An 18,004-nucleotide genomic window follows, 5' to 3' on the forward strand; every position below is an offset into this window, starting at 1 on the left:
GCAACGGCGACGCCGCGCGCCATGCCGCCGGCGCCCGTTCGGCGTTCGGCGTTCTCAAGCCCGACCGATACCGCGTTATCAACCGCCGGCATCGAACCTGAATCCGAATCGCGCAACCGTCTCGATGCGCGCGGAAAACGCGTGCGCGACGAGCTTGCGCCGCAGCCGCACGACCAGCGCATTGACGGTTTCCGGTTCGATGTCGGCTTCACCCCATGCGTAACGCAGTACGGCATCGCGCCCGACCGGCCGACCGGCTTCGCGCAGCAGGCATTCGACGACACGGAATTCGCGTGCGCTGAGTGCGAGCCTGCGGCCGCGCTCCTCGAGCGCGCGCGTGGCCGCGTCGAGCCGCACCGACTCGCGCAACGCGATGATGCCCGCGCGACGCCACAGCGCGCGCAAGCGTTCGTGCAACTCCACGAACGAACACGGCTGGGCAAGACACACGTCGCAGCCGGCCTGCAGCATCCGCGCACGCCGTGCGGGCGTCGCACCGACGACGAGCGCGGCGATCGTCGCACCGCCGGCCGATGCGGCAAGCCGCGGCAACATGTCGAGCAGCACGGCCCCGGCAGCCGCGTCGGGCTCGACCAGCACGATCGCGTCGAAGCGGTCCTGTGTCGCGGCGAAGCAGCCGTCGCGCCACTCGTCAACGCGCTCCACGCCGTGCGTGCTTTCGCGGAACGCCTTGTCGAGCCGCGCCGCCTCCGGCGTCGGGGGCGAAATCAGCAGGATGCGCATCGACCGTTTTCCCGCGAGCTCATCCGAGCGAGCGCGGCCAGCATTCGACCGTGATCGCCGCACCGGCCGGCTGCGCGTCGCCGATCCGCAGCGCGAAGCCGTGCACGCGCATCACCGCCGACACGATGCTCAACCCGAGCCCCGAACCGTTCACGTGACGCGTGCGCTCGCCGCGATAGAACCGCTCGAGCACCGCGTCGCGCTCGCCCGGTGCGATTCCCGGCCCGTTGTCCTCGAACCGCACGAGCGGGCCGTTCTGCGTCGCGTGGAGCGCGACGCGCACGCGACCGCCGGGCGGCGTGAACTTGATCGCGTTGTCCGCGAGATTGCTGAACGCCTCGAACAGCAACGCGCGGTCGCCATGAATGCCGTCGACCGGCATCGCGTCGAGTCCGAATGCGACGCCGCCCGCTTCGGCGAGCGGCTCGTACAGCTCGCACACGTCGCGCAGCAATGCCGCGACGTCCACCGCGGCGAAACCGCCGCGCCGGCTCAGCGTCCCGATCTCGGAGATGCGCAGCATCGCGCGAAAGCGCTCGAGCAGCCGGTCGGTTTCATCGCGCGCCGACGCCAGCAGCTGCGCCGACGCCGGATCGTGCGCGCAATGCGGCTGTTCGGCGAGCCGCGCCAGCATCGTATGCACGCGTGCGAGCGGCGTGCGCAGATCGTGCGCGATGCCGTCGCAGGTGTGACGCACTTCGCCCATCAGCCGCTCGACTTCGTCGAGCATGTGGTTCACGAGATGCGCGAGCAGGTCGAGCTCGTCGTAGCGGCCCACCGGCAACCGCTTGCCGAGATCGCCCTCGGCGATCTGTCGCGTGACGCGCCGGATCGCCGCGACGCGGCGGATCTGCCGCATGCCGAGCATGCTGCCGCCCGCGATGCCCGCGATCAGGATCAGCACGCCGCCGATCACGAGTCCGCGGATCGCGACTTCGCGAATCTGGATGAAATGCGACAGGTCGCGCGCGACCACCAGCGTCATCCCGTCGTCGCGGTGCACGGCCATCGCGCGCGTGATCGGCGCGGGTTGGCCGTCGAGCGGCGCGAGCGTACGGTCAAGCGTGCGTCCGCGGCGATCCGTACGCAGCGCGGGCAGCGTCGCGATGTCGCCGGCCACGCGGCGCCCGCTCGCGTCGAACAGTCCGTAGAAATTCGTATGCATGTGCTCGTGCTCGAGCCGGCGGTGAATCGCAAGCGGCAGCTCGGCGTCGGGGATCGAATCGAAGTAGATCAGTTGCCACGCGAGCACCTCGTCGGTGTCGCGCGTCATCGTCCGTGTCGCGGCGACGTTGATCACGCCCGCGAGCAGCAGCAGCGAAACCGAGAAGATCGCCGCGTACGCGCACAGCCAGCGAAACGTCGTCGTATGCCAGCGACGCGTGAAGTTCGCCGCACGGGCCGCATCCATCCGTCCCTCCATCATCCGAGCATGTAGCCCGAGCCGCGCACGGTCTGGATCATCGGCACGGCGCCCGGCGGGTCGATCTTCTTGCGCAGCCGCCCCATGTGGACATCGATCAGGTTGGTGCCCGGGTCGAAGTGATAGCCCCACACGGCCTCGAACAGCATCGTGCGCGTGATCGTCTGCCCCGCGTTGCGCATCATGAATTCGAGGACGCGAAACTCGGTGGGCAGCAATGGAATCTCGTCGACGCCGCGGCGCGCGCAGCGCGAAATGAGGTCGAGTTCGAGCGCGCCGACCGTCAACGGCGTCTGCTGCGGCACGCCCGAGGCCTGCCGGCGGCGCAACAGCACTTCGATGCGCGCGCTCAGTTCGCCGGAATCGAACGGCTTGGTCAGGTAGTCGTCGCCGCCCGCGCGCAGCCCGCGGATGCGCTCGTCGACGTCGCCGAGCGCGCTCAGCATCAGCACCGGCGTATCGATGCCGACCGTGCGCATCGCGGTCAGGATCGCGAGCCCGTCAGCACCGGGCAGCATCCGGTCGAGCGTGATCGCATCGTAGGATGCGCTCATCGCGCGCATCATTCCTTCGCGGCCGTTGTCGATCCAGTCGACCTCGAATCCGCGCGCGCTCAGTTCGCCAACGATCTCGTTCGCGGTCACAGCATCGTCTTCGACTGTCAGTACTCGCATGTCCGTCCTCGCAATGGCTGTCACGACGCGCGCATCGATGCGCGCGCAACTATCGTAGCCGCGTCGATCGCCGTCCGGCGTTAGATGAAAATAGCTTCATTCGGCATCGGGCGGATACGGGTGAAACATGTTTCATCCGTGCGTCGCCCGCTTGGCTCCGCGCGCCGCCTACGCTGACGTCATGCGGCATCGGGCCGCGAATTCAGGAGCCACCGGATGAAACTGTCGATTACAGTCGCCTGCATGCTGAGCGCATGCGCCAGCACCGCCGCGTTCGCGGCGCCTCACCTGACGCCTCAGGAATGCAACGCGTACCCGTTCGTTCACACGCGGCACGAAGTCACGCATGCGGATCTCGTGCGCGAACTGACCGAACTCGAGCAGGTCGGCTACGATCCCTCGCACAACAGCCCCTACTATCCCGACGATCTCGACGGCGCGCAGCAGCGGCTCGCCGCCGAATATCGCGCGGACTGCACGCATGCACTGACAGCGGACGCACGTACGGACGCGCACTGACCGGCGTGCGCGGCGCGCCGAAATAAAAAAAGGCGACACTCGCGTGCCGCCTTTCTTGCATGAATGCGCATGGAGATCGTCCGCTGCGCCGCGATGCCGCTCAGCGCGACATCATGTTCATGCTGACGTTGTGCATCACCCACAGCGTGCCGACGATCAGGATCGCCGCGGTCAGCACGGTGTAGCTGAACGCCATCACGTTCCAGCGCTGGCCGGACGAGCCATTCATGTGCAGGAAGTACACGAGGTGCACGACGATCTGCACGAACGCGAGCGCGGCCAGCGCGATCAGCGACGCGTGCGGCGACAGCACGCCGCCCATCACGAGGCCGAACGACGCGGCCGTGAGCAGCACCGACAGGACGAACCCGGCGACATAGCCGCCGACGCTGCCGTGCCCTTCTTCGAGTTGAGACGAATGCGAATGGGCCATTTAGATCACGCTCGCGAGATAAACAAAGGAAAACACGCAGATCCACACGATGTCGAGAAAGTGCCAGAAAAGGCTCAGGCACGTCAAACGCCGCAGGTCGCGGTCGGTCAGGTCGCCGCCGCGCAATACGATCTGCCCCGCGAGCACGATCATCCACAGCAGGCCGGCCGTCACGTGGAGCCCGTGCGTGCCCACCAGCGTGAAGAACGCGGACAGGAACGCGCTGCGCTGCGGGCCCGCGCCTTCCGCGATCAGGTGCGAGAACTCGCGCAGCTCCATCGCGAGGAATGCCGCGCCAAGCACGAACGTCACCGCGAGCCACGCGAGCAGCGCGCCGCGCCGCTGCTTGTACGCGGCCAGCATCGCGAAGCCGTAGGTGATGCTCGACAGCAGCAGCGCGGCGGTTTCGACCGCGACGCCCGGAATGTCGAACAGGTCCTTCGCGGTCGGACCGCCCGCGTACTGGTTGCCGAGCACCGCGAACGTCGCGAACAGCGCCGCGAAGATCACGCAGTCGGTCATCAGGTACAGCCAGAAGCCGAACACCGAGTGCGACGGCGGATGGTCGTCGTGCTCGAGCAGGGTTGCGCTCAAGGTTTTCTGCAACATCAGTTGGCCTCCAGTTCCACGTCGTCGACACGCGTGGCCACGCGCGCCGCCGGTTGCTTCTCTTCGATCTTGCGCACTTTCGACGCCGGGATGTAGTAGCCGTCGTTGTCACGCGAGCTGTAGATCACGAGCGTCGCGACGATGCCGACCAGGCCGCCGATCGCCATCCACCAGATGTGCCATACCAGCGCGAAGCCGAGCACCAGGCTGAAGACGGCGATGACGAGACCCGCACACGTGTTCGACGGCATGTGGATGTCGCGCATCGTCGCCGGGTTCGGCCGGCCGTCGCCGCGTGCCTTCATGTCGGCGTACGCATCCAGCGTGCGCACTTGCGGAAGCACCGCGAAGTTGTAGTCGGCCGGCGGCGACGAGGTCGCCCATTCCAGCGTGCGGCCGCCCCACGGATCGCCCGTGGTGTCGCGATACGCCGGCAGGTTGCGGTTGCGGATGCTGACGACCAGCTGCAGCAGCTGACAGGCGATGCCGATCGCGATCAGCACGGCGCCGAACGCGGCGACCAGCAGCCACGGATGCCACGCCGGGTTGTCGTAGTGGTTCAGACGACGCGTCATGCCCATGAAGCCGAGCACGTAGAGCGGCACGAACGCGACGTAGAAGCCGACCTGCCAGAACCAGAACGCAGCCTTGCCGAGCTTCTCGTTCAGCTTGAAGCCGAACGCCTTCGGGAACCAGTAGTTGAAGCCCGCGAGATAACCGAACAGCACGCCGCCGATGATCACGTTGTGGAAGTGCGCGATCAGGAACAGGCTGTTGTGCAGCACGAAGTCCGCGCCCGGGATCGCCATCATCACGCCGGTCATGCCGCCGAGCGTGAACGTGACCATGAAGCCGATCGTCCACAGCACGGGCGTCGTGAATTCGATCCGGCCGCGGTACATCGTGAACAGCCAGTTGAATACCTTCACGCCGGTCGGGATCGCGATGATCATCGTCATGATGCCGAAGAACGCGTTCACGTTCGCACCGGACCCCATCGTGAAGAAGTGATGCAGCCACACGAGGAACGACAGCACCATGATCGCGCAGGTGGCGTACACCATCGTCTTGTAGCCGAACAGCGGCTTCCTCGAGAACGTCGCGATGACTTCCGAGAAGATGCCGAACGCCGGCAGGATCAGGATGTACACCTCCGGATGGCCCCACGCCCAGATCAGGTTCAGGTACAGCATCGCGTTGCCGCCGGCTTCGTTCGTGAAGAAGTGCATGCCGAGGTAACGGTCCAGGCCGAGCAGCGCGAGCGTCGCGGTCAGGATCGGGAACGACGCCATGATCAGCACGTTCGTGCAGAGGGCCGTCCACGTGAACACCGGCATCTTCATCAGCGTCATGCCGGGCGCGCGCATCTTGATGATCGTCACGAAGAAGTTCACGCCGGTCAGCAGCGTGCCGACGCCCGAGATCTGCAGCGCCCACAGGTAGTAGTCGACCCCTACCCCCGGACTGAACTGCAGCTCCGACAGCGGCGGATACGCGAGCCAGCCCGTCTGTGCGAACTCGCCGATCACGAGCGACAGGTTGATCAGGATCGCGCTGACCGCCGTCATCCAGAACGACAGCGAGTTGATGAACGGGAACGCGACGTCGCGCGCGCCGATCTGCAGCGGCACGACCAGGTTCATCAGGCCGACCATGAACACCATTGCCATGAAGAAGATCATGATCACGCCGTGTGCCGTGAAGATCTGGTCATAGTGGTGCGGCGGCAGGTAGCCGGGCGCGTTGTACGCGAGCGCGAGCTGCATGCGCATCATGATCGCGTCGCTGAAGCCGCGCAGCAGCATGATCAGCGCGACGATGATGTACATCACGCCGAGTCTCTTGTGGTCGACCGTGGTCAGCCATTCCGTCCACAGCCATTTCCAGCGGCCGGTGATCGTCAGCGCGGCGAGAATGCCCAGCACGACCAGCCCCATGAAGGCGCCGGCCCCCATGATGATGGGCTGATCGAACGGGATCGCCGAGAGTGTGAGTTTTCCGAACATGCGTTACCCCTTCGTGCCGCAGGCGGCGTCCTTCAGGTCGAGAACGTGGCCATCGTTGTATTTCGCGATGATGTTGTGGAAGAGCCGTGGATCGACCGACGAGAAGTAGCGCACCGGCGCCTTCTCGCTCGGCTGCGCGACGGTACCGTACACGGTCGCGTCGAGCCGGTCCGGCGACGCCTTCACCTTCTGCACCCACGCATCGAACTGCTCGCGCGGCTCGGCGAGCGTGCGGAACTTCATGTCGGAGAAACCGCGGCCGCTGAAGTTGGCGGACGTGCCCGCGTAGTTGCCGGGCTCGTCGGCGATCAGGTGCAGGCGCGTCTGCATGCCAGCCATCGCGTAGACCTGGCCGCCGAGCTGCGGAATGAAGAACGAGTTCATCACCGAATCCGACGTGATGCGGAAGTTCACCGGCGTGCCGACCGGAATCGCGAGCTGGTTCACCGACGCGATGCCGAGTTCCGGATAGATGAACAGCCACTTCCAGTCGAGCGCGACGACCTCGACGTCGATCGGCTTCACCGACGACTCGAGAGGCTTGTACGGATCGAGCTCGTGCGTGGTCTTCCACGTGAGCACGCCGAGGAACAGGATGATCAGCGTCGGCACCGTCCAGATCACGACTTCGATCGCGGTCGAGTGCGACCAGTTCGGCGCGTAGGTGGCGTTGCGGTTCGATGCGCGGTAACGCCACGCGAACCACAGCGTGAGCAGGATCACCGGCACGACGACGACCAGCATCGCCCATGTCGAGGTTGCGATCAGCGCCTTTTCGGCGGCGCCGACGCTTCCTTTCGGATTTAGTACATCTAACTTACAGCCTGACAGGCTCAGCGCCGCGCCGATCGACATCAGCGCAATCCAGCCTCTTGAAGCTCTTCTTTTCATCACACCGCCCGAGGGTCATTGAATCCGTTGCGTATGCCCGATGCGCATTCGATCCACGAAAGTGGCCGAATCATACGTCGCGCGAGTGCGATGAAAAACCGGTGGATGCGGCAAATCACCATTGCAGAATCTGTTGTGAGACAGATTGTCGCGGGGCAATTTCACGCAGCCGGAAGCCGGCCGCGAGCCGACCTGAATCCGGCGAAAACCGGGCGACACCGTTCGCGCGCACGCCCCGATGGATGTGCGCACAACGATCGCCGCATCGTCGTGCGATGCAGCCGTCGTGCGCGGTATCACGCGATTCAGCCGTGCGCCGATGCCATGAACGCCGGCTGCACCGGCGCGACGCCGTCCCCGGCCGGCAGCTTCGAACGGCTGGCGTCGTCGATCAGCCGTGCGACGGTCGGATCGATCGCGTCGGTGAACGGCTTGGGATCGACGCCGACCATCAGCACGATCAGCGCGAGCGACGCGAACATCACGATCTCGCGGCGGCTGAGGTCGGCGAGCTTCGCGATGCGCGGGCTGGCGATCTTGCCGAACACGACGCGCTTGACCATCCAGAGCGTGTACGACGCGCTGAGAATCAGCGTGAGCGCCGCGGTTGCGCCGATCCAGAAGTTGACGCGGATCGCGCCCATGATGACCATGAACTCGCCGACGAAGCCCGACGTGCCCGGCAGGCCGACGTTGGCCATCGCGAACAGCAGCGCGAACGTCGCGAAGCGCGGCATCACGCCCGCCACGCCGCCGTATGCGCCGATCTCGCGCTGCTTCGTGCGATCGACCAGCACGCTCACGCAGAGCAGCATCGCGCCCGCGACGAAGCCGTACGACACGAGCTGCACGATCGCGCCTTCGACGCCGATCTGGTTGAACAGGAACAGCCCGAGCGTGACGATCCCCATGTGCGCCACCGTCGAATACGCGAGCAGCTTGCCGAGGTCGGTCTGCGCGAGCGCGATCAGGCTCGCGTAGACGATCGCGAACAGCGACAGCGCGATCACGGCCGGCGCGAAGAAGTGGCTCGCGTCCGGCGTGATCGGCAGCGCGAAGCGCAGGAAGCCGTAACCGCCGAGCTTGAGCATCGCGAGCATCAGCGCGGCGCCCGTCGGGCCGTCCGTGTAGACGTCGCGCAGCCACGTATGCACCGGCCACATCGGCACCTTGACCGCGAACGCGGCGAAGAAGCCGAGAAACACCAGCAACTGCGGTGCGAAGCCGAGTTGCAGCATGCGCCATGCGTTCATGTCGAACGTGTGCGACTTCGCGAACAGGTACAGCATCGCCATCAACAGCAGCAGCGAACCCGCGAACGAGATGAAGAAGAATTTCACGGCCGCGTAGACGCGATGCTCCCTGCCCCACGTGCCGATCAGCAGGTACAGCGGAATCAGCGTCGCCTCGAAGAAGATGAAGAACAGCAGCCCGTCCTGCGCGACGAACACGCCGACCATCAGCCCCGACAGGATCAGGAACGACGCGTAGTACTGCGCGACGCGCACCGTGATCGATTCCCACGACGCGATCACGACGACGAGCGTCGTGAAGGCGGTCAGCACGACGAGCCACAGCGACGCGCCGTCGATCCCGACGCGCCAGCCGGCGTTGAAGGCCGCGAGCCAGTCGCGGGTTTCGGCGAACTGCATCGCGGCCGAGTGCGAATCGAAACCGGTGACGAGCGGCACGACGGCGGCCAGCCCCGCGAGTGCGCCGACGAGCGCGATCAGTCGCGTGCGATGCGGATGACGGTCGGAGCCGGCGCGCAGCAGGCACGCGCCGAACAGGATCGGAACCCAGATCGCCAGGCTCAGAAAGGGGAAATCATGCATGTCAACAGGCCTTGAGAGGGTCGCGCGCTGTAGTCGGAACAGACGTGACGATGGGAACGAAATCAAATCGACAGCTAGATTTCGTGGATCGCCAATGTTGGCAAAATGTAAAGCGGGATCAGGGCAAAGCTTGATGCCGCTCAAACGCAATCGGGTTAACCAGCATAAGGCGGTTGATTATTTTTTGCAGCGCAGCAGAGATGCGTTTTGAGCGCCGCAGATAGGCTTTTGATTTTTATGATGAATTTTTTGTGGTGCGGAGCGGCGGCGATCGCCTGAATGGGTGCGATGCCGCATTTTTTTCGAAAGCACGGCGCGTCAGCACGCAAGAACAGAATGTGGGGAGCGATGGATGAGAGCGACTCGATCCTTACACGGCTACTTTCATTTTTATTTCAACGAGTGCCGATCGCAGTGATTCGCACCTCGGAAGTTGCCACGTATGTCGACGAGCTCGTCGACAGGTCGATGCGAAAGGACGGTCAGCACGGAATGCCCGAGCGGCACGTCCGGAAAGGAAGCGGGAAAAGAAAAGCCCCGCAAGTCCGAGAACTTGCGGGGCTTTGTCACCGCTTTTGGCGGAGACGGAGGGATTCGAACCCTCGATCCAGGTTTTGGCCCAGATGCTCCCTTAGCAGGGGAGTGCCTTCGACCTCTCGGCCACGTCTCCCAAACTTTCGCTCGCACCAGGGAGGCAGTGCGACGAGAACGAAATAGTATAGGGTTTCGAACCGTTCGTCAATTTCCGTGACGCATTTTCTTCAATGCATCACGAATAATTCACGCCGCCTGCTCGAGTTCGAATGCCTTGTGCAGCGCGCGGACGGCCAGCTCCATGTACTTCTCGTCGATCAGCACCGAAATCTTGATTTCGGACGTCGAGATCATCTGGATGTTGATGCCCTCTTCCGACAGCGTGCGGAACATCTTGCTCGCGACGCCCACGTGCGAACGCATGCCGACGCCGACGACCGACACCTTCGACACCTTCGGGTCGCCCTGCACGCGCTCGGCGCTCACATGGCCCTGCACCTGGTTGGTGAGGATGTCCATCGCCTTCTGGTAGTCGCCGCGACCGACCGTGAACGTGAAGTCGGTCTTGCCCTCGACGCTCTGGTTCTGGATGATCATGTCGACGTCGACGTTCGCGTCGGCGACCGGGCCGAGGATCTGATACGCGATGCCCGGCTTGTCGGGCACGCCCATCACCGCAATGCGTGCTTCGTCGCGCTGGAACGCGATGCCGGAAATGACTGCCTTTTCCATGGTCTCGTCTTCTTCAAAAGTAATCAGGGTGCCCGAGCGCATTTCTTCGTCGAGCGCAATCAGCGGATCGGTCAGGCTCGACAGCACACGCGTCTTCACCTGGTATTTGCCGGCGAATTCGACCGAGCGGATCTGCAGGACCTTCGAGCCGAGGCTGGCCATTTCCAGCATTTCCTCGAACGTCACGCGGTCGAGGCGTCGCGCCTCTTCGACCACGCGCGGGTCGGTCGTGTAGACGCCGTCGACGTCCGTGTAGATCAGGCACTCTTCGGCATCCAGCGCGGCCGCGACCGCCACCGCCGACGTGTCCGAGCCGCCGCGGCCCAGCGTCGTGATGTGGCCGTCCGGATCGACGCCCTGGAAACCCGTGATGATCACGACCTTGCCGGCGTTCAGATCGGCCTTCACGCGCTCGTCGTCGATCGAGTGGATACGCGCTTTCGTGTACGCGTTGTCCGTCTTGATCGGCACTTGCCAGCCGGCATAGCTCACGGCCTCGACGCCGATTTCCTGCAGCGCGATCGACAGCAGGCCGACGCTGACCTGCTCGCCGGTCGACGCGATCATGTCGAGCTCACGCGGGCTCGGCTGGCTCGAAATCTCTTTCGCGAGACCGAGCAGACGGTTGGTTTCGCCGGACATCGCGGACGGCACGACCACCATCTGGTGCCCGGCCTGATGCCATTTTGCGACGCGTTTCGCGACGTTCTTGATGCGCTCGACCGAGCCCATCGAAGTGCCGCCGTATTTGTGTACGATGAGTGCCATTGTCGTTCTGAACTGGAGGAGAAACCGCACGGGCGCGCTGGGCAGGCCGCGTTGCCGTTCGGTCACGCGGCTTGTGGCTGTGGACGGACGACGAGGGGGACGGCTGGGACGCAACACGCAAGCGTGACGGATTTTGCCCGGAAGGCCGATCAGGCCGCGCAAACCGGGTACGTCACGCGGAAAACCTGCACAAAACGCTCAAAAATCGAGCCGAGCAAACGACCGAGCGTACCCGATAGACGCCCGCTTGACAAGCCGCTCGCCGGTTTGGCAGGCGTTCCGGCGCTGTTTACCAAATGGTGAAAACCGGCGCGATCGCGCGGCCGCAAGCATGCCGCCACTACGCGATCAGCAGGTCGGGACGCCACTCGATCCGACGCCACCCGCCGTCGCCGGAGAGCCCTTCGCCGGAAAGCCCGTCGCCATGATTCACGCCGAGCCGCGGCACGTAGACGAGCCGGTCCCCCGCGAACAGCAGCGGCACGTCGCGCTGCCAGGCCGGCACGCCGCGCTCCTGGAACAGGTTCTTCAGCGTGCGCCCCGGGCCGCCGGGCGACGTACGCAGCCGCTCGCCGCCCGCCCGCGCGCGCACGGCGAGCGTCGCGCCGCGCAGCAGCGCCTCCGGCACCGCCCCGTCGCTACCGGCCTCGGCCGGCGCGAACACGAACGTGCCGCGCCACGCCGGCACGCGCCAGACTTCCTGTCCGTCCCACGCGAGCGAGGCCTCCGGACGCGGCATCCCGGTGCCGTCGTCCGCCGGGTCGGCACTGTCGCCCGCCTCCCAGTACACGACATCGCGATACAGTCGCAGGCACTGCCCCGCGTGATCGATCCGCAGCGCATGCGCGTCGTGCGCATCGCGCAGTTGCCGCATCATGTTCGCGAGCCGGCCTGCCGACGCACCGGGCAAGCCGAGCCGGCGCATCCAGAAACGCAGCAGGTTCGCGCCGCGCGTGTCGTCGAACGCAACCAGCGCATCGCGCGACAGCGCGCGGCCGTCGTCGCGCGCGGCGCCGGCGAAATCCAGTTCGGCCAGATCGTCGAGCAGCCGCTGCGCGGCGGCCGCATGCTGGGCCGCACGGCCCAGCGCATCGCGAAAGCCCGGGAAGTGCATGGCGAGCGTCGGCAGCACGTCGATGCGCAACGCATTGCGTGCGTAGCGCGTGTCGGCGTTCGATTCGTCGTCGATCCACGCGAGACCACGCTGCGCCGCGTAGCGCTCCAGTTGGGCACGCAACAATCGCAGGAACGGCCGCACGCGCTCGACGCTCGCGCCGTCGGGACGATAGCGCGGCGCCATCGCGGCCAGGCCGGCAATCCCCGCGCCGCGCAACAGTTGCAGCAGCACGGTCTCGGCCTGATCGTCCGCGTGCTGCGCGACCCAGAGCACCGCCACGCCGTGACGCTCGCACATCGCATCGAGCGCCGCATATCGGCGCTCGCGGGCGGTCGCCTCGATGCCGAGGCCGCTGTCGCGCGGCACGTCGACACGCTCCGATTCGAACGTGACACCGAGTCGCTCGGCCGTCGCTTGCGCATGCGCGACCCACGCGTCGGCGTTCGCACTGAGGCCGTGATGCACGTGCAGCGCGACGCAGCGCGATGCGCCGGCCATGCGCACGGCCGCGTCGAGCAGCACCGTCGAGTCGAGGCCGCCGCTGTACGCGATCGCGATGCGCGCATCCGCCGGCAGATCGGCAAGCGCAACGCCGACCGCATCGAGTACGACGCGGTCGGCGAAGAGTTCGGTCGGGGGGATCACGAGACGGACGCGCGCCGGACGGCGCGCGATATGAACACGCCGGTCATGCGCCGGGCGTGGTTTCCTTGAACTTGCCGTAGGCCATCAGGCGCTCGAAGCGGCGCTCGCGCAGCGCATCGATGCTCATGCCCTGGAACTGGCGCAGCGAATCGGCAAGCGCGCGGCGCAGCAGCGCGGCCATGCCCTTCGGATCTCGGTGCGCGCCGCCGAGCGGCTCGTTGATGATCTTGTCGATCAGGCCGAGCGCCTTCAGGCGATGGGCGGTGAGGCCCAGTGCTTCCGCGGCTTCGGGCGCCTTCGCGGCACTCTTCCACAGGATCGACGCGCAGCCTTCCGGCGAGATCACCGAGTAGGTCGAGAACTGCAGCATCATCACGGTGTCGGCCACGGCGATCGCGAGCGCACCGCCCGAACCGCCCTCGCCAATCACGGTCGTGATGATCGGCGTCTTCAGTTCGGCCATCACATACAGATTGCGGCCGATCGCTTCCGACTGGCCGCGCTCTTCCGCGCCGATGCCCGGATAGGCGCCCGGCGTATCGACGAACGTGAAGATCGGCAGCCCGAACTTCTCGGCGAGACGCATCAGGCGCTCGGCCTTGCGATAGCCTTCCGGACGCGGCATCCCGAAGTTGCGCGCCGCGCGTTCCTTCGTGTCGCGGCCCTTCTGATGGCCGATCACCATGCACGGATGGCCGCCGAAGCGCGCGAGACCGCCGACGATCGACAGGTCGTCCGCGAATGCGCGGTCGCCATGCAGTTCATGAAAATCGGTAAACAGTTCCGCAACGTAATCGAGCGTGTACGGACGCTGCGGATGACGCGCGATCTGCGAGACCTGCCACGGCGACAGGTTCGCGTAGAGGTCCTTCGTCAGTTGCTGGCTCTTCTTCGACAGCCGCTCGATTTCTTCCGAAATATCGACAGCCGAGTCGTCCTGCACGAATCGCAACTCTTCGATCTTGGCCTCGAGTTCGGCGATCGGCTGTTCGAAATCCAGAAACGTGGTCTTCATGTGTGCGAATCCTTGGGTCTTGCGGCAGCGCGTATTCTACCCGCGCGGGCGGTATGCAAAACCGGCTCTCAACTATTGATGTTTAAAACCCGATAGCCATCAATCGGCGTCGGGCGCGTCGAGGCTGCGCCACATGTACCAGGTCGCGACGGTGCGCCACGGCTCCCAGTTGGCGGCCACCTCGCGCGCCTCGCTGCGCGTGACGGGCTCCCCGCTGAAGTAATTGACGCTGATCGCGCGGATCAGCCCCGGATCGTCGAGCGGCAGCACGTCCGGCCGCGACAGGTTGAAGATCAGGAACATTTCGGCTGTCCAGCGACTGATGCCGCGGATCTGCGTGAGTTCCGCGATCACGTCCTCGTCGTCCATCGACGTCCATTTGTCGACGTGCAGCGCGCCGGACACGAAGTGTTGCGCGAGATCCAGAATGTATTCCGTCTTGCGCTTCGACAGCCCGCATGCGATCAGCTTGTCCGCGCCGAGCCGGATGACCGGCTGCGGTGCGAGTTTCGGACACGCATCCTCGATTCGCGCCCATTGCGCCTGCGCGGACGGCACTGAGATCTGCTGGCCGACGACCGAACGCGCGAGCGTGACGAACGGGTCGCCGCGCTTCACGAGATGCGCGGGACCGAACTTCGGGATCAGTTTCTTCAGGATGCGGTCGCGCTTGACGAGATCGGCGCACGCCTTGTCCCAGTAAGCAGGACGCACGACGCCATCGGCGCCGTCGGCTGCCGCCTCGGATGCACGCACCTTGCGCACCGCGTCGGCGGCCGCCATCGCGGCCTCCGGCTGCGCCGCGTCCGCACTCTTCGCGCGCGCGGGCCTCGCATGACCGTTGAGCGCGCCGTTCGGCACGGCGCGCGTCGCGTCCGTCTTCGCCGCAGGCGCGCGCCTGGCTGCCGGACGCGCGGCGACCGGGGTCGCGCGCCTGACCGGCGCTTTTCTTGCCGTTGCCATCTTGCCTCCTACCTGACGGATCGGTCAGTGGAACACGCCGCGCTCATACGCGACGCCATTCGGTCGATCCGCCCGGTTTGTCTTCAAGAGCGATGCCGGCGTCGAGCAGTTCCGCTCGAATCCGGTCCGCTTCGGCATAGTCCTTCGCTTGCTTCGCCGCGCCACGCGCGGCGATCTTCGCTTCGATCTCGTCGGCTGCGAGCCCGCCGGCCTGCGCGGCACCGGTGCCCTGCTGCAGGAACACGCGCGGTTCGCGGCCGAGCAGGCCCAGCAGGCCCGCCAGTTGTTTCAGCTGCCGCGCGAGCGACGCATCGCGCGTGCGGTTGACCTCGCCCGCCAGCTCGAACAGCGTCGCCACCGCGACCGGCGTGTTGATGTCGTCGTTCATCGCGGCCGCGAATCGCTGCGCGTGCGGCTCGTTCCAGTCGAGCGCGAGCGCGTCGGGCTCGACATCCTTCAGCGCCGTGTACAGGCGCGTGAGCGACGCGCGCGCATCGTCGAGATGCACGTCGCTGTAATTGAGCGGCGACCGGTAGTGCGTGCGCACGATGAAGAAGCGCATGACCTCGGCGTCGTACCGCTCGAGCACTTCGCGGATCGTGAAGAAGTTGCCGAGCGATTTCGACATCTTCTCGTTGTCGACCTGCACGAAGCCGTTGTGCATCCAGTAATTGACGAACGTCTGGCCGGTCGCGCCTTCGCTCTGCGCGATTTCGTTCTCGTGGTGCGGGAATTGCAGATCCTGCCCGCCGCCGTGGATGTCGAAATGCTCGCCGAGCAGCGTGCAGCCCATCGCGGAGCACTCGATGTGCCAGCCCGGCCGGCCCATCCCGTACTTCGATGCCCATGACGCGCCTTGCGGGTCGTCCGCCTTCGCGCGCTTCCACAACACGAAATCGAGCGGATCTTCCTTTGCGTCGTTCGCGGCGACGCGCTCGCCCGCGCGCAGGTCGTCGAGCGACTTGCCCGAGAGCTTCCCGTAGTTCGCGAACTTGCGCACCGAATAATTGACGTCGCCGTCGCCCGCCTGGTACGCGTAGCCGTTCGTCTCGAGCGTCTCGATCATCCCGAGCATCTGCGGAATGAACTGCGTCGCGCGCGGCTCGATGTCGGGCCGCTGGATGCCGAGCGCGGCTTCATCCTCGTGCATCGCGCCGATGAACCGGTCGGTCAGCGACTTGATCGTCTCGCCGTTCTCGAGCGCGCGGCGGATGATCTTGTCGTCGATGTCGGTGATGTTGCGCACGTACGTGACCCGATAGCCGATCGCACGCAGCCAGCGCTGGACGAGGTCGAACACGACCAGCATGCGCGCGTGGCCCACGTGACAATAGTCGTAGACGGTGATCCCGCATACGTACATCCGCACTTCACCGGACTGGCGTGGCACGAAGACTTGCTTGTCACGCGCGAGCGTGTTGTAGATGCGCAGTGATTCCATAGAGATGAACCGTGAGCCGTAGGAAACCGCCCTGGCGAAGCTCGCCCAGCATGCGAAACGGAAGGACCACCTGCTGCGGCACGACGCCGGGCGTCCTCGGTATCACATGGGGCGGTCAGGCTGCAAGCACAGCGGTGACGGCCACGAGAGGCAAAGAAAGACTGTCTACGGCTCGCCGGAACGCGCAGACGTTTTGTTAGAATGGCTCGGAGTATAACATTCCGATTTACGCCTATGAAACCTCATCGCGGCCGCGCGCCGAGCGCTGCGACCCTCGTTGCGACCGCCGTCATGGGCGTCGCACTGACGCTTTTCGCGGCCTCCGCGGCACATGCGCAAAAGGCCCCGGCCACCGCCGACGGCACACCCGAAATCGATGCGTCGATCACCGGCAAGCAGTGGCAGCAGGCGCTCGCGCAACTCGACGCGCGCATCGCGGCGAATCCGCACGACGTGCAGGCGCAGTTCAAGCGCGGCACCGTGCTCGCCCGCCTGAACCGCGACGACGACGCGATCCAGCAGTTCGTCGCGATCACGCAGGCCTACCCCGAACTGCCCGAACCGTACAACAACCTCGCGGCGCTCTACGCGAAGCACGGCCGCTACGACGAAGCGCGCAGCGCGCTCGTCACCGCGACGCAATCGAACCCGAGCTACTCGCTCGCGTACGAGAACCTCGGCGATCTCTACCTGCGCCTCGCGGCCGAATCGTACAAGCGTGCGCAATCGCTCGGCCGCACGAGCGGCGCGACGGCGCAGCGCCTCGCCGATCTGCAGAAGATCGTGTCACCGCCGAAGGCCGCGCCGAACGCCCGCGCGGTGAAGCCGGCCACGCGCGAGTACACCGATCGCGCCGCCGCGAACGTGAGCACCACCACGCTGCCGATGTCGCCGACGTTCCAGTTCAGCGGTCCGTCCGGCGCACTGGCGGCGCCGTACGTCGCGCCGTCGCAATAAGCGGCGCGGCCTTCTTTCCCTCCCAACCTGAGGATCGCAATGAAACGTCTGTTGCTGGCGCTTGGCGGCGCCGCCCTTCTCGCGACCGCGCCTGCTTTCGCGCAATCGGCTACCGCGCACCCCGTCGTGCAGCTGAAGACCTCGCAGGGCGACATCCGCGTCGAGCTCTACCCGGAAAAGGCGCCGAAGACGGTCGCCAACTTCCTCGATTACGTGAAGGCCGGCCAGTACAACGGCACGATCTTCCATCGCGTGATCAAGGGCTTCATGATCCAGGGCGGCGGCTACAAGACCAACTTCGAGGAGAAGCCGACCCGCGCGCCGATCCCGCTGGAAAGCCGCAATGGTCTGAAGAACCTGACGGGCACGATCGCGATGGCGCGTACCAGCGATCCGAACTCGGCCACCGCGCAGTTCTTCATCAACACGGTCGACAACGGCGGCCTCGACTACCCGAACCCGGACGGCAACGGCTATGCGGTGTTCGGCAAGGTCGTGTCGGGCCTCGACGTCGTGAAGAAGATCGAAGGCGTGGCGACGACCTCGCGCGGCCCGATGCAGGACGTGCCGGCCCAGCCGGTCCTGATCGAATCGGCCAGCATCGTCTCGAAATAAGCACCTGCCGGCACGTCCGGCGCCACACGCGGCCGCGTCGCACGACCGGCCGCGTGCCATTTAAACTGCCTTACCGAAGGAAT

At 65.7% G+C, this 18,004-nt stretch carries 16 protein-coding genes, 1 tRNA gene and 1 pseudogene; 4 read left to right on the plus strand and 14 right to left on the minus strand.

The features are described from left to right. Positions 1-78: 78 nt before the first annotated feature. From SB786_RS07560 to SB786_RS07570, 3 genes are read right to left on the minus strand one after another with little or no spacing between them, the layout of a single operon-like run. Positions 79-744 carry a response regulator transcription factor gene (locus tag SB786_RS07560; RefSeq protein WP_006753717.1) on the minus strand — a complete coding sequence of 222 codons (666 nt, stop codon included), beginning with the start codon at positions 742-744 and terminating at the stop codon, positions 79-81. Between the two features lie 19 nt (positions 745-763). Further along, entirely contained in the window at positions 764-2,155 is a 1,392-nt protein-coding gene (locus SB786_RS07565; RefSeq protein ID WP_410726959.1) for a sensor histidine kinase, read from the minus strand. Between the two features lie 11 nt (positions 2,156-2,166). Next, positions 2,167-2,841 carry a response regulator transcription factor gene (locus tag SB786_RS07570; protein WP_410726960.1) on the minus strand — a complete coding sequence of 225 codons (675 nt, stop codon included), beginning with the start codon at positions 2,839-2,841 and terminating at the stop codon, positions 2,167-2,169. Between the two features lie 216 nt (positions 2,842-3,057). Here SB786_RS07570 and SB786_RS07575 point away from each other — a divergent pair, with 216 nt between their 5' ends. Continuing rightward, the gene (locus SB786_RS07575) at positions 3,058-3,360 is read left to right on the plus strand and encodes a DUF4148 domain-containing protein (protein ID WP_410726961.1); all 303 of its coding nucleotides are present in this window, start codon (positions 3,058-3,060) and stop codon (positions 3,358-3,360) included. 100 nt (positions 3,361-3,460) lie between these two features. Here the strand turns inward: SB786_RS07575 and cyoD are convergent, their stop codons facing one another. The 7 genes from cyoD to SB786_RS07610 all read right to left on the minus strand — a co-directional run bounded on the left by cyoD (position 3,461) and on the right by SB786_RS07610 (position 11,168). Further along, positions 3,461-3,793 carry a cytochrome o ubiquinol oxidase subunit IV gene (gene cyoD, locus SB786_RS07580; RefSeq protein WP_410726962.1) on the minus strand — a complete coding sequence of 111 codons (333 nt, stop codon included), beginning with the start codon at positions 3,791-3,793 and terminating at the stop codon, positions 3,461-3,463. Continuing rightward, positions 3,794-4,402 (minus strand): cytochrome o ubiquinol oxidase subunit III, encoded by a 609-nt coding sequence (gene cyoC / locus SB786_RS07585; RefSeq protein ID WP_006759068.1) that lies wholly within the window; start codon positions 4,400-4,402, stop codon positions 3,794-3,796. It abuts the gene before it with no gap. Then, the gene (cyoB, locus tag SB786_RS07590; RefSeq protein ID WP_410726963.1) at positions 4,402-6,408 is read right to left on the minus strand and encodes a cytochrome o ubiquinol oxidase subunit I; all 2,007 of its coding nucleotides are present in this window, start codon (positions 6,406-6,408) and stop codon (positions 4,402-4,404) included. The genes cyoC and cyoB overlap by 1 nt, the downstream gene beginning before the upstream one ends. A gap of 3 nt (positions 6,409-6,411) precedes the next feature. Then, a complete protein-coding gene (cyoA, locus tag SB786_RS07595) occupies positions 6,412-7,299 on the minus strand; it encodes a ubiquinol oxidase subunit II (protein ID WP_410726964.1) in 888 nt (295 codons plus the stop codon). 305 nt (positions 7,300-7,604) lie between these two features. Next, entirely contained in the window at positions 7,605-9,134 is a 1,530-nt protein-coding gene (locus SB786_RS07600; RefSeq protein ID WP_410726965.1) for a complex I subunit 4 family protein, read from the minus strand. Positions 9,135-9,710: 576 nt separating this feature from the next. Continuing rightward, a tRNA-Ser gene (locus SB786_RS07605) sits at positions 9,711-9,804 on the minus strand. Positions 9,805-9,914: 110 nt separating this feature from the next. Then, positions 9,915-11,168, minus strand: coding sequence for an aspartate kinase (locus SB786_RS07610; protein ID WP_006759058.1), 1,254 nt, complete (start codon positions 11,166-11,168; stop codon positions 9,915-9,917). On the opposite strand from SB786_RS07610, the pseudogene SB786_RS07615 reads away from it, so the two are divergent. Beyond that, positions 11,151-11,388: pseudogene (locus SB786_RS07615) on the plus strand (hypothetical protein); the annotation flags it as partial. The gene SB786_RS07610 and the pseudogene SB786_RS07615 sit on opposite strands and share 18 nt — an antisense overlap. Positions 11,389-11,508: 120 nt before the next feature. Here the strand turns inward: SB786_RS07615 and tilS are convergent. The 4 genes from tilS to cysS form a co-directional block, all read right to left on the minus strand. Further along, positions 11,509-12,930 carry a tRNA lysidine(34) synthetase TilS gene (tilS, locus tag SB786_RS07620; protein WP_410726966.1) on the minus strand — a complete coding sequence of 474 codons (1,422 nt, stop codon included), beginning with the start codon at positions 12,928-12,930 and terminating at the stop codon, positions 11,509-11,511. A gap of 43 nt (positions 12,931-12,973) precedes the next feature. Next, positions 12,974-13,945, minus strand: a complete 972-nt coding sequence (locus tag SB786_RS07625) for an acetyl-CoA carboxylase carboxyltransferase subunit alpha (protein ID WP_006478433.1) — start codon at positions 13,943-13,945, stop codon at positions 12,974-12,976. Positions 13,946-14,044: 99 nt separating this feature from the next. Next, the gene (locus SB786_RS07630) at positions 14,045-14,908 is read right to left on the minus strand and encodes a DNA-3-methyladenine glycosylase family protein (RefSeq protein WP_410726967.1); all 864 of its coding nucleotides are present in this window, start codon (positions 14,906-14,908) and stop codon (positions 14,045-14,047) included. 43 nt (positions 14,909-14,951) lie between these two features. Then, on the minus strand, positions 14,952-16,349 hold the full coding sequence (gene cysS / locus SB786_RS07635) for a cysteine--tRNA ligase (protein WP_410726968.1): 1,398 nt from the start codon (positions 16,347-16,349) through the stop codon (positions 14,952-14,954). Positions 16,350-16,583: 234 nt separating this feature from the next. On the opposite strand from cysS, the gene SB786_RS07640 reads away from it, so the two are divergent. Beyond that, on the plus strand, positions 16,584-17,306 hold the full coding sequence (locus tag SB786_RS07640) for a tetratricopeptide repeat protein (RefSeq protein ID WP_410726969.1): 723 nt from the start codon (positions 16,584-16,586) through the stop codon (positions 17,304-17,306). A gap of 39 nt (positions 17,307-17,345) precedes the next feature. Further along, positions 17,346-17,921, plus strand: a complete 576-nt coding sequence (locus tag SB786_RS07645) for a peptidylprolyl isomerase (protein ID WP_006760912.1) — start codon at positions 17,346-17,348, stop codon at positions 17,919-17,921. The last annotated feature ends 83 nt before the right edge of the window (positions 17,922-18,004 follow it).

The sequence above is a fragment of the Burkholderia sp. SIMBA_062 genome (assembly GCF_046534765.1).
In the GTDB taxonomy this organism is placed as follows: domain Bacteria; phylum Pseudomonadota; class Gammaproteobacteria; order Burkholderiales; family Burkholderiaceae; genus Burkholderia; species Burkholderia ambifaria.

Coding starts and splice junctions, on each gene's coding strand:
- SB786_RS07560 (WP_006753717.1), bottom strand. CDS start 744: ATGCGCATCCTGCTGATTTCGCCCCCGACGCCGGAGGCGGCGCGGCTC.
- SB786_RS07565 (WP_410726959.1), bottom strand. CDS start 2,155: ATGGATGCGGCCCGTGCGGCGAACTTCACGCGTCGCTGGCATACGACG.
- SB786_RS07570 (WP_410726960.1), bottom strand. CDS start 2,841: ATGCGAGTACTGACAGTCGAAGACGATGCTGTGACCGCGAACGAGATC.
- SB786_RS07575 (WP_410726961.1), top strand. CDS start 3,058: ATGAAACTGTCGATTACAGTCGCCTGCATGCTGAGCGCATGCGCCAGC.
- cyoD (WP_410726962.1), bottom strand. CDS start 3,793: ATGGCCCATTCGCATTCGTCTCAACTCGAAGAAGGGCACGGCAGCGTC.
- cyoC (WP_006759068.1), bottom strand. CDS start 4,402: ATGTTGCAGAAAACCTTGAGCGCAACCCTGCTCGAGCACGACGACCAT.
- cyoB (WP_410726963.1), bottom strand. CDS start 6,408: ATGTTCGGAAAACTCACACTCTCGGCGATCCCGTTCGATCAGCCCATC.
- cyoA (WP_410726964.1), bottom strand. CDS start 7,299: ATGAAAAGAAGAGCTTCAAGAGGCTGGATTGCGCTGATGTCGATCGGC.
- SB786_RS07600 (WP_410726965.1), bottom strand. CDS start 9,134: ATGCATGATTTCCCCTTTCTGAGCCTGGCGATCTGGGTTCCGATCCTG.
- SB786_RS07610 (WP_006759058.1), bottom strand. CDS start 11,168: ATGGCACTCATCGTACACAAATACGGCGGCACTTCGATGGGCTCGGTC.
- SB786_RS07625 (WP_006478433.1), bottom strand. CDS start 13,945: ATGAAGACCACGTTTCTGGATTTCGAACAGCCGATCGCCGAACTCGAG.
- SB786_RS07630 (WP_410726967.1), bottom strand. CDS start 14,908: ATGGCAACGGCAAGAAAAGCGCCGGTCAGGCGCGCGACCCCGGTCGCC.
- cysS (WP_410726968.1), bottom strand. CDS start 16,349: ATGGAATCACTGCGCATCTACAACACGCTCGCGCGTGACAAGCAAGTC.
- SB786_RS07640 (WP_410726969.1), top strand. CDS start 16,584: ATGAAACCTCATCGCGGCCGCGCGCCGAGCGCTGCGACCCTCGTTGCG.
- SB786_RS07645 (WP_006760912.1), top strand. CDS start 17,346: ATGAAACGTCTGTTGCTGGCGCTTGGCGGCGCCGCCCTTCTCGCGACC.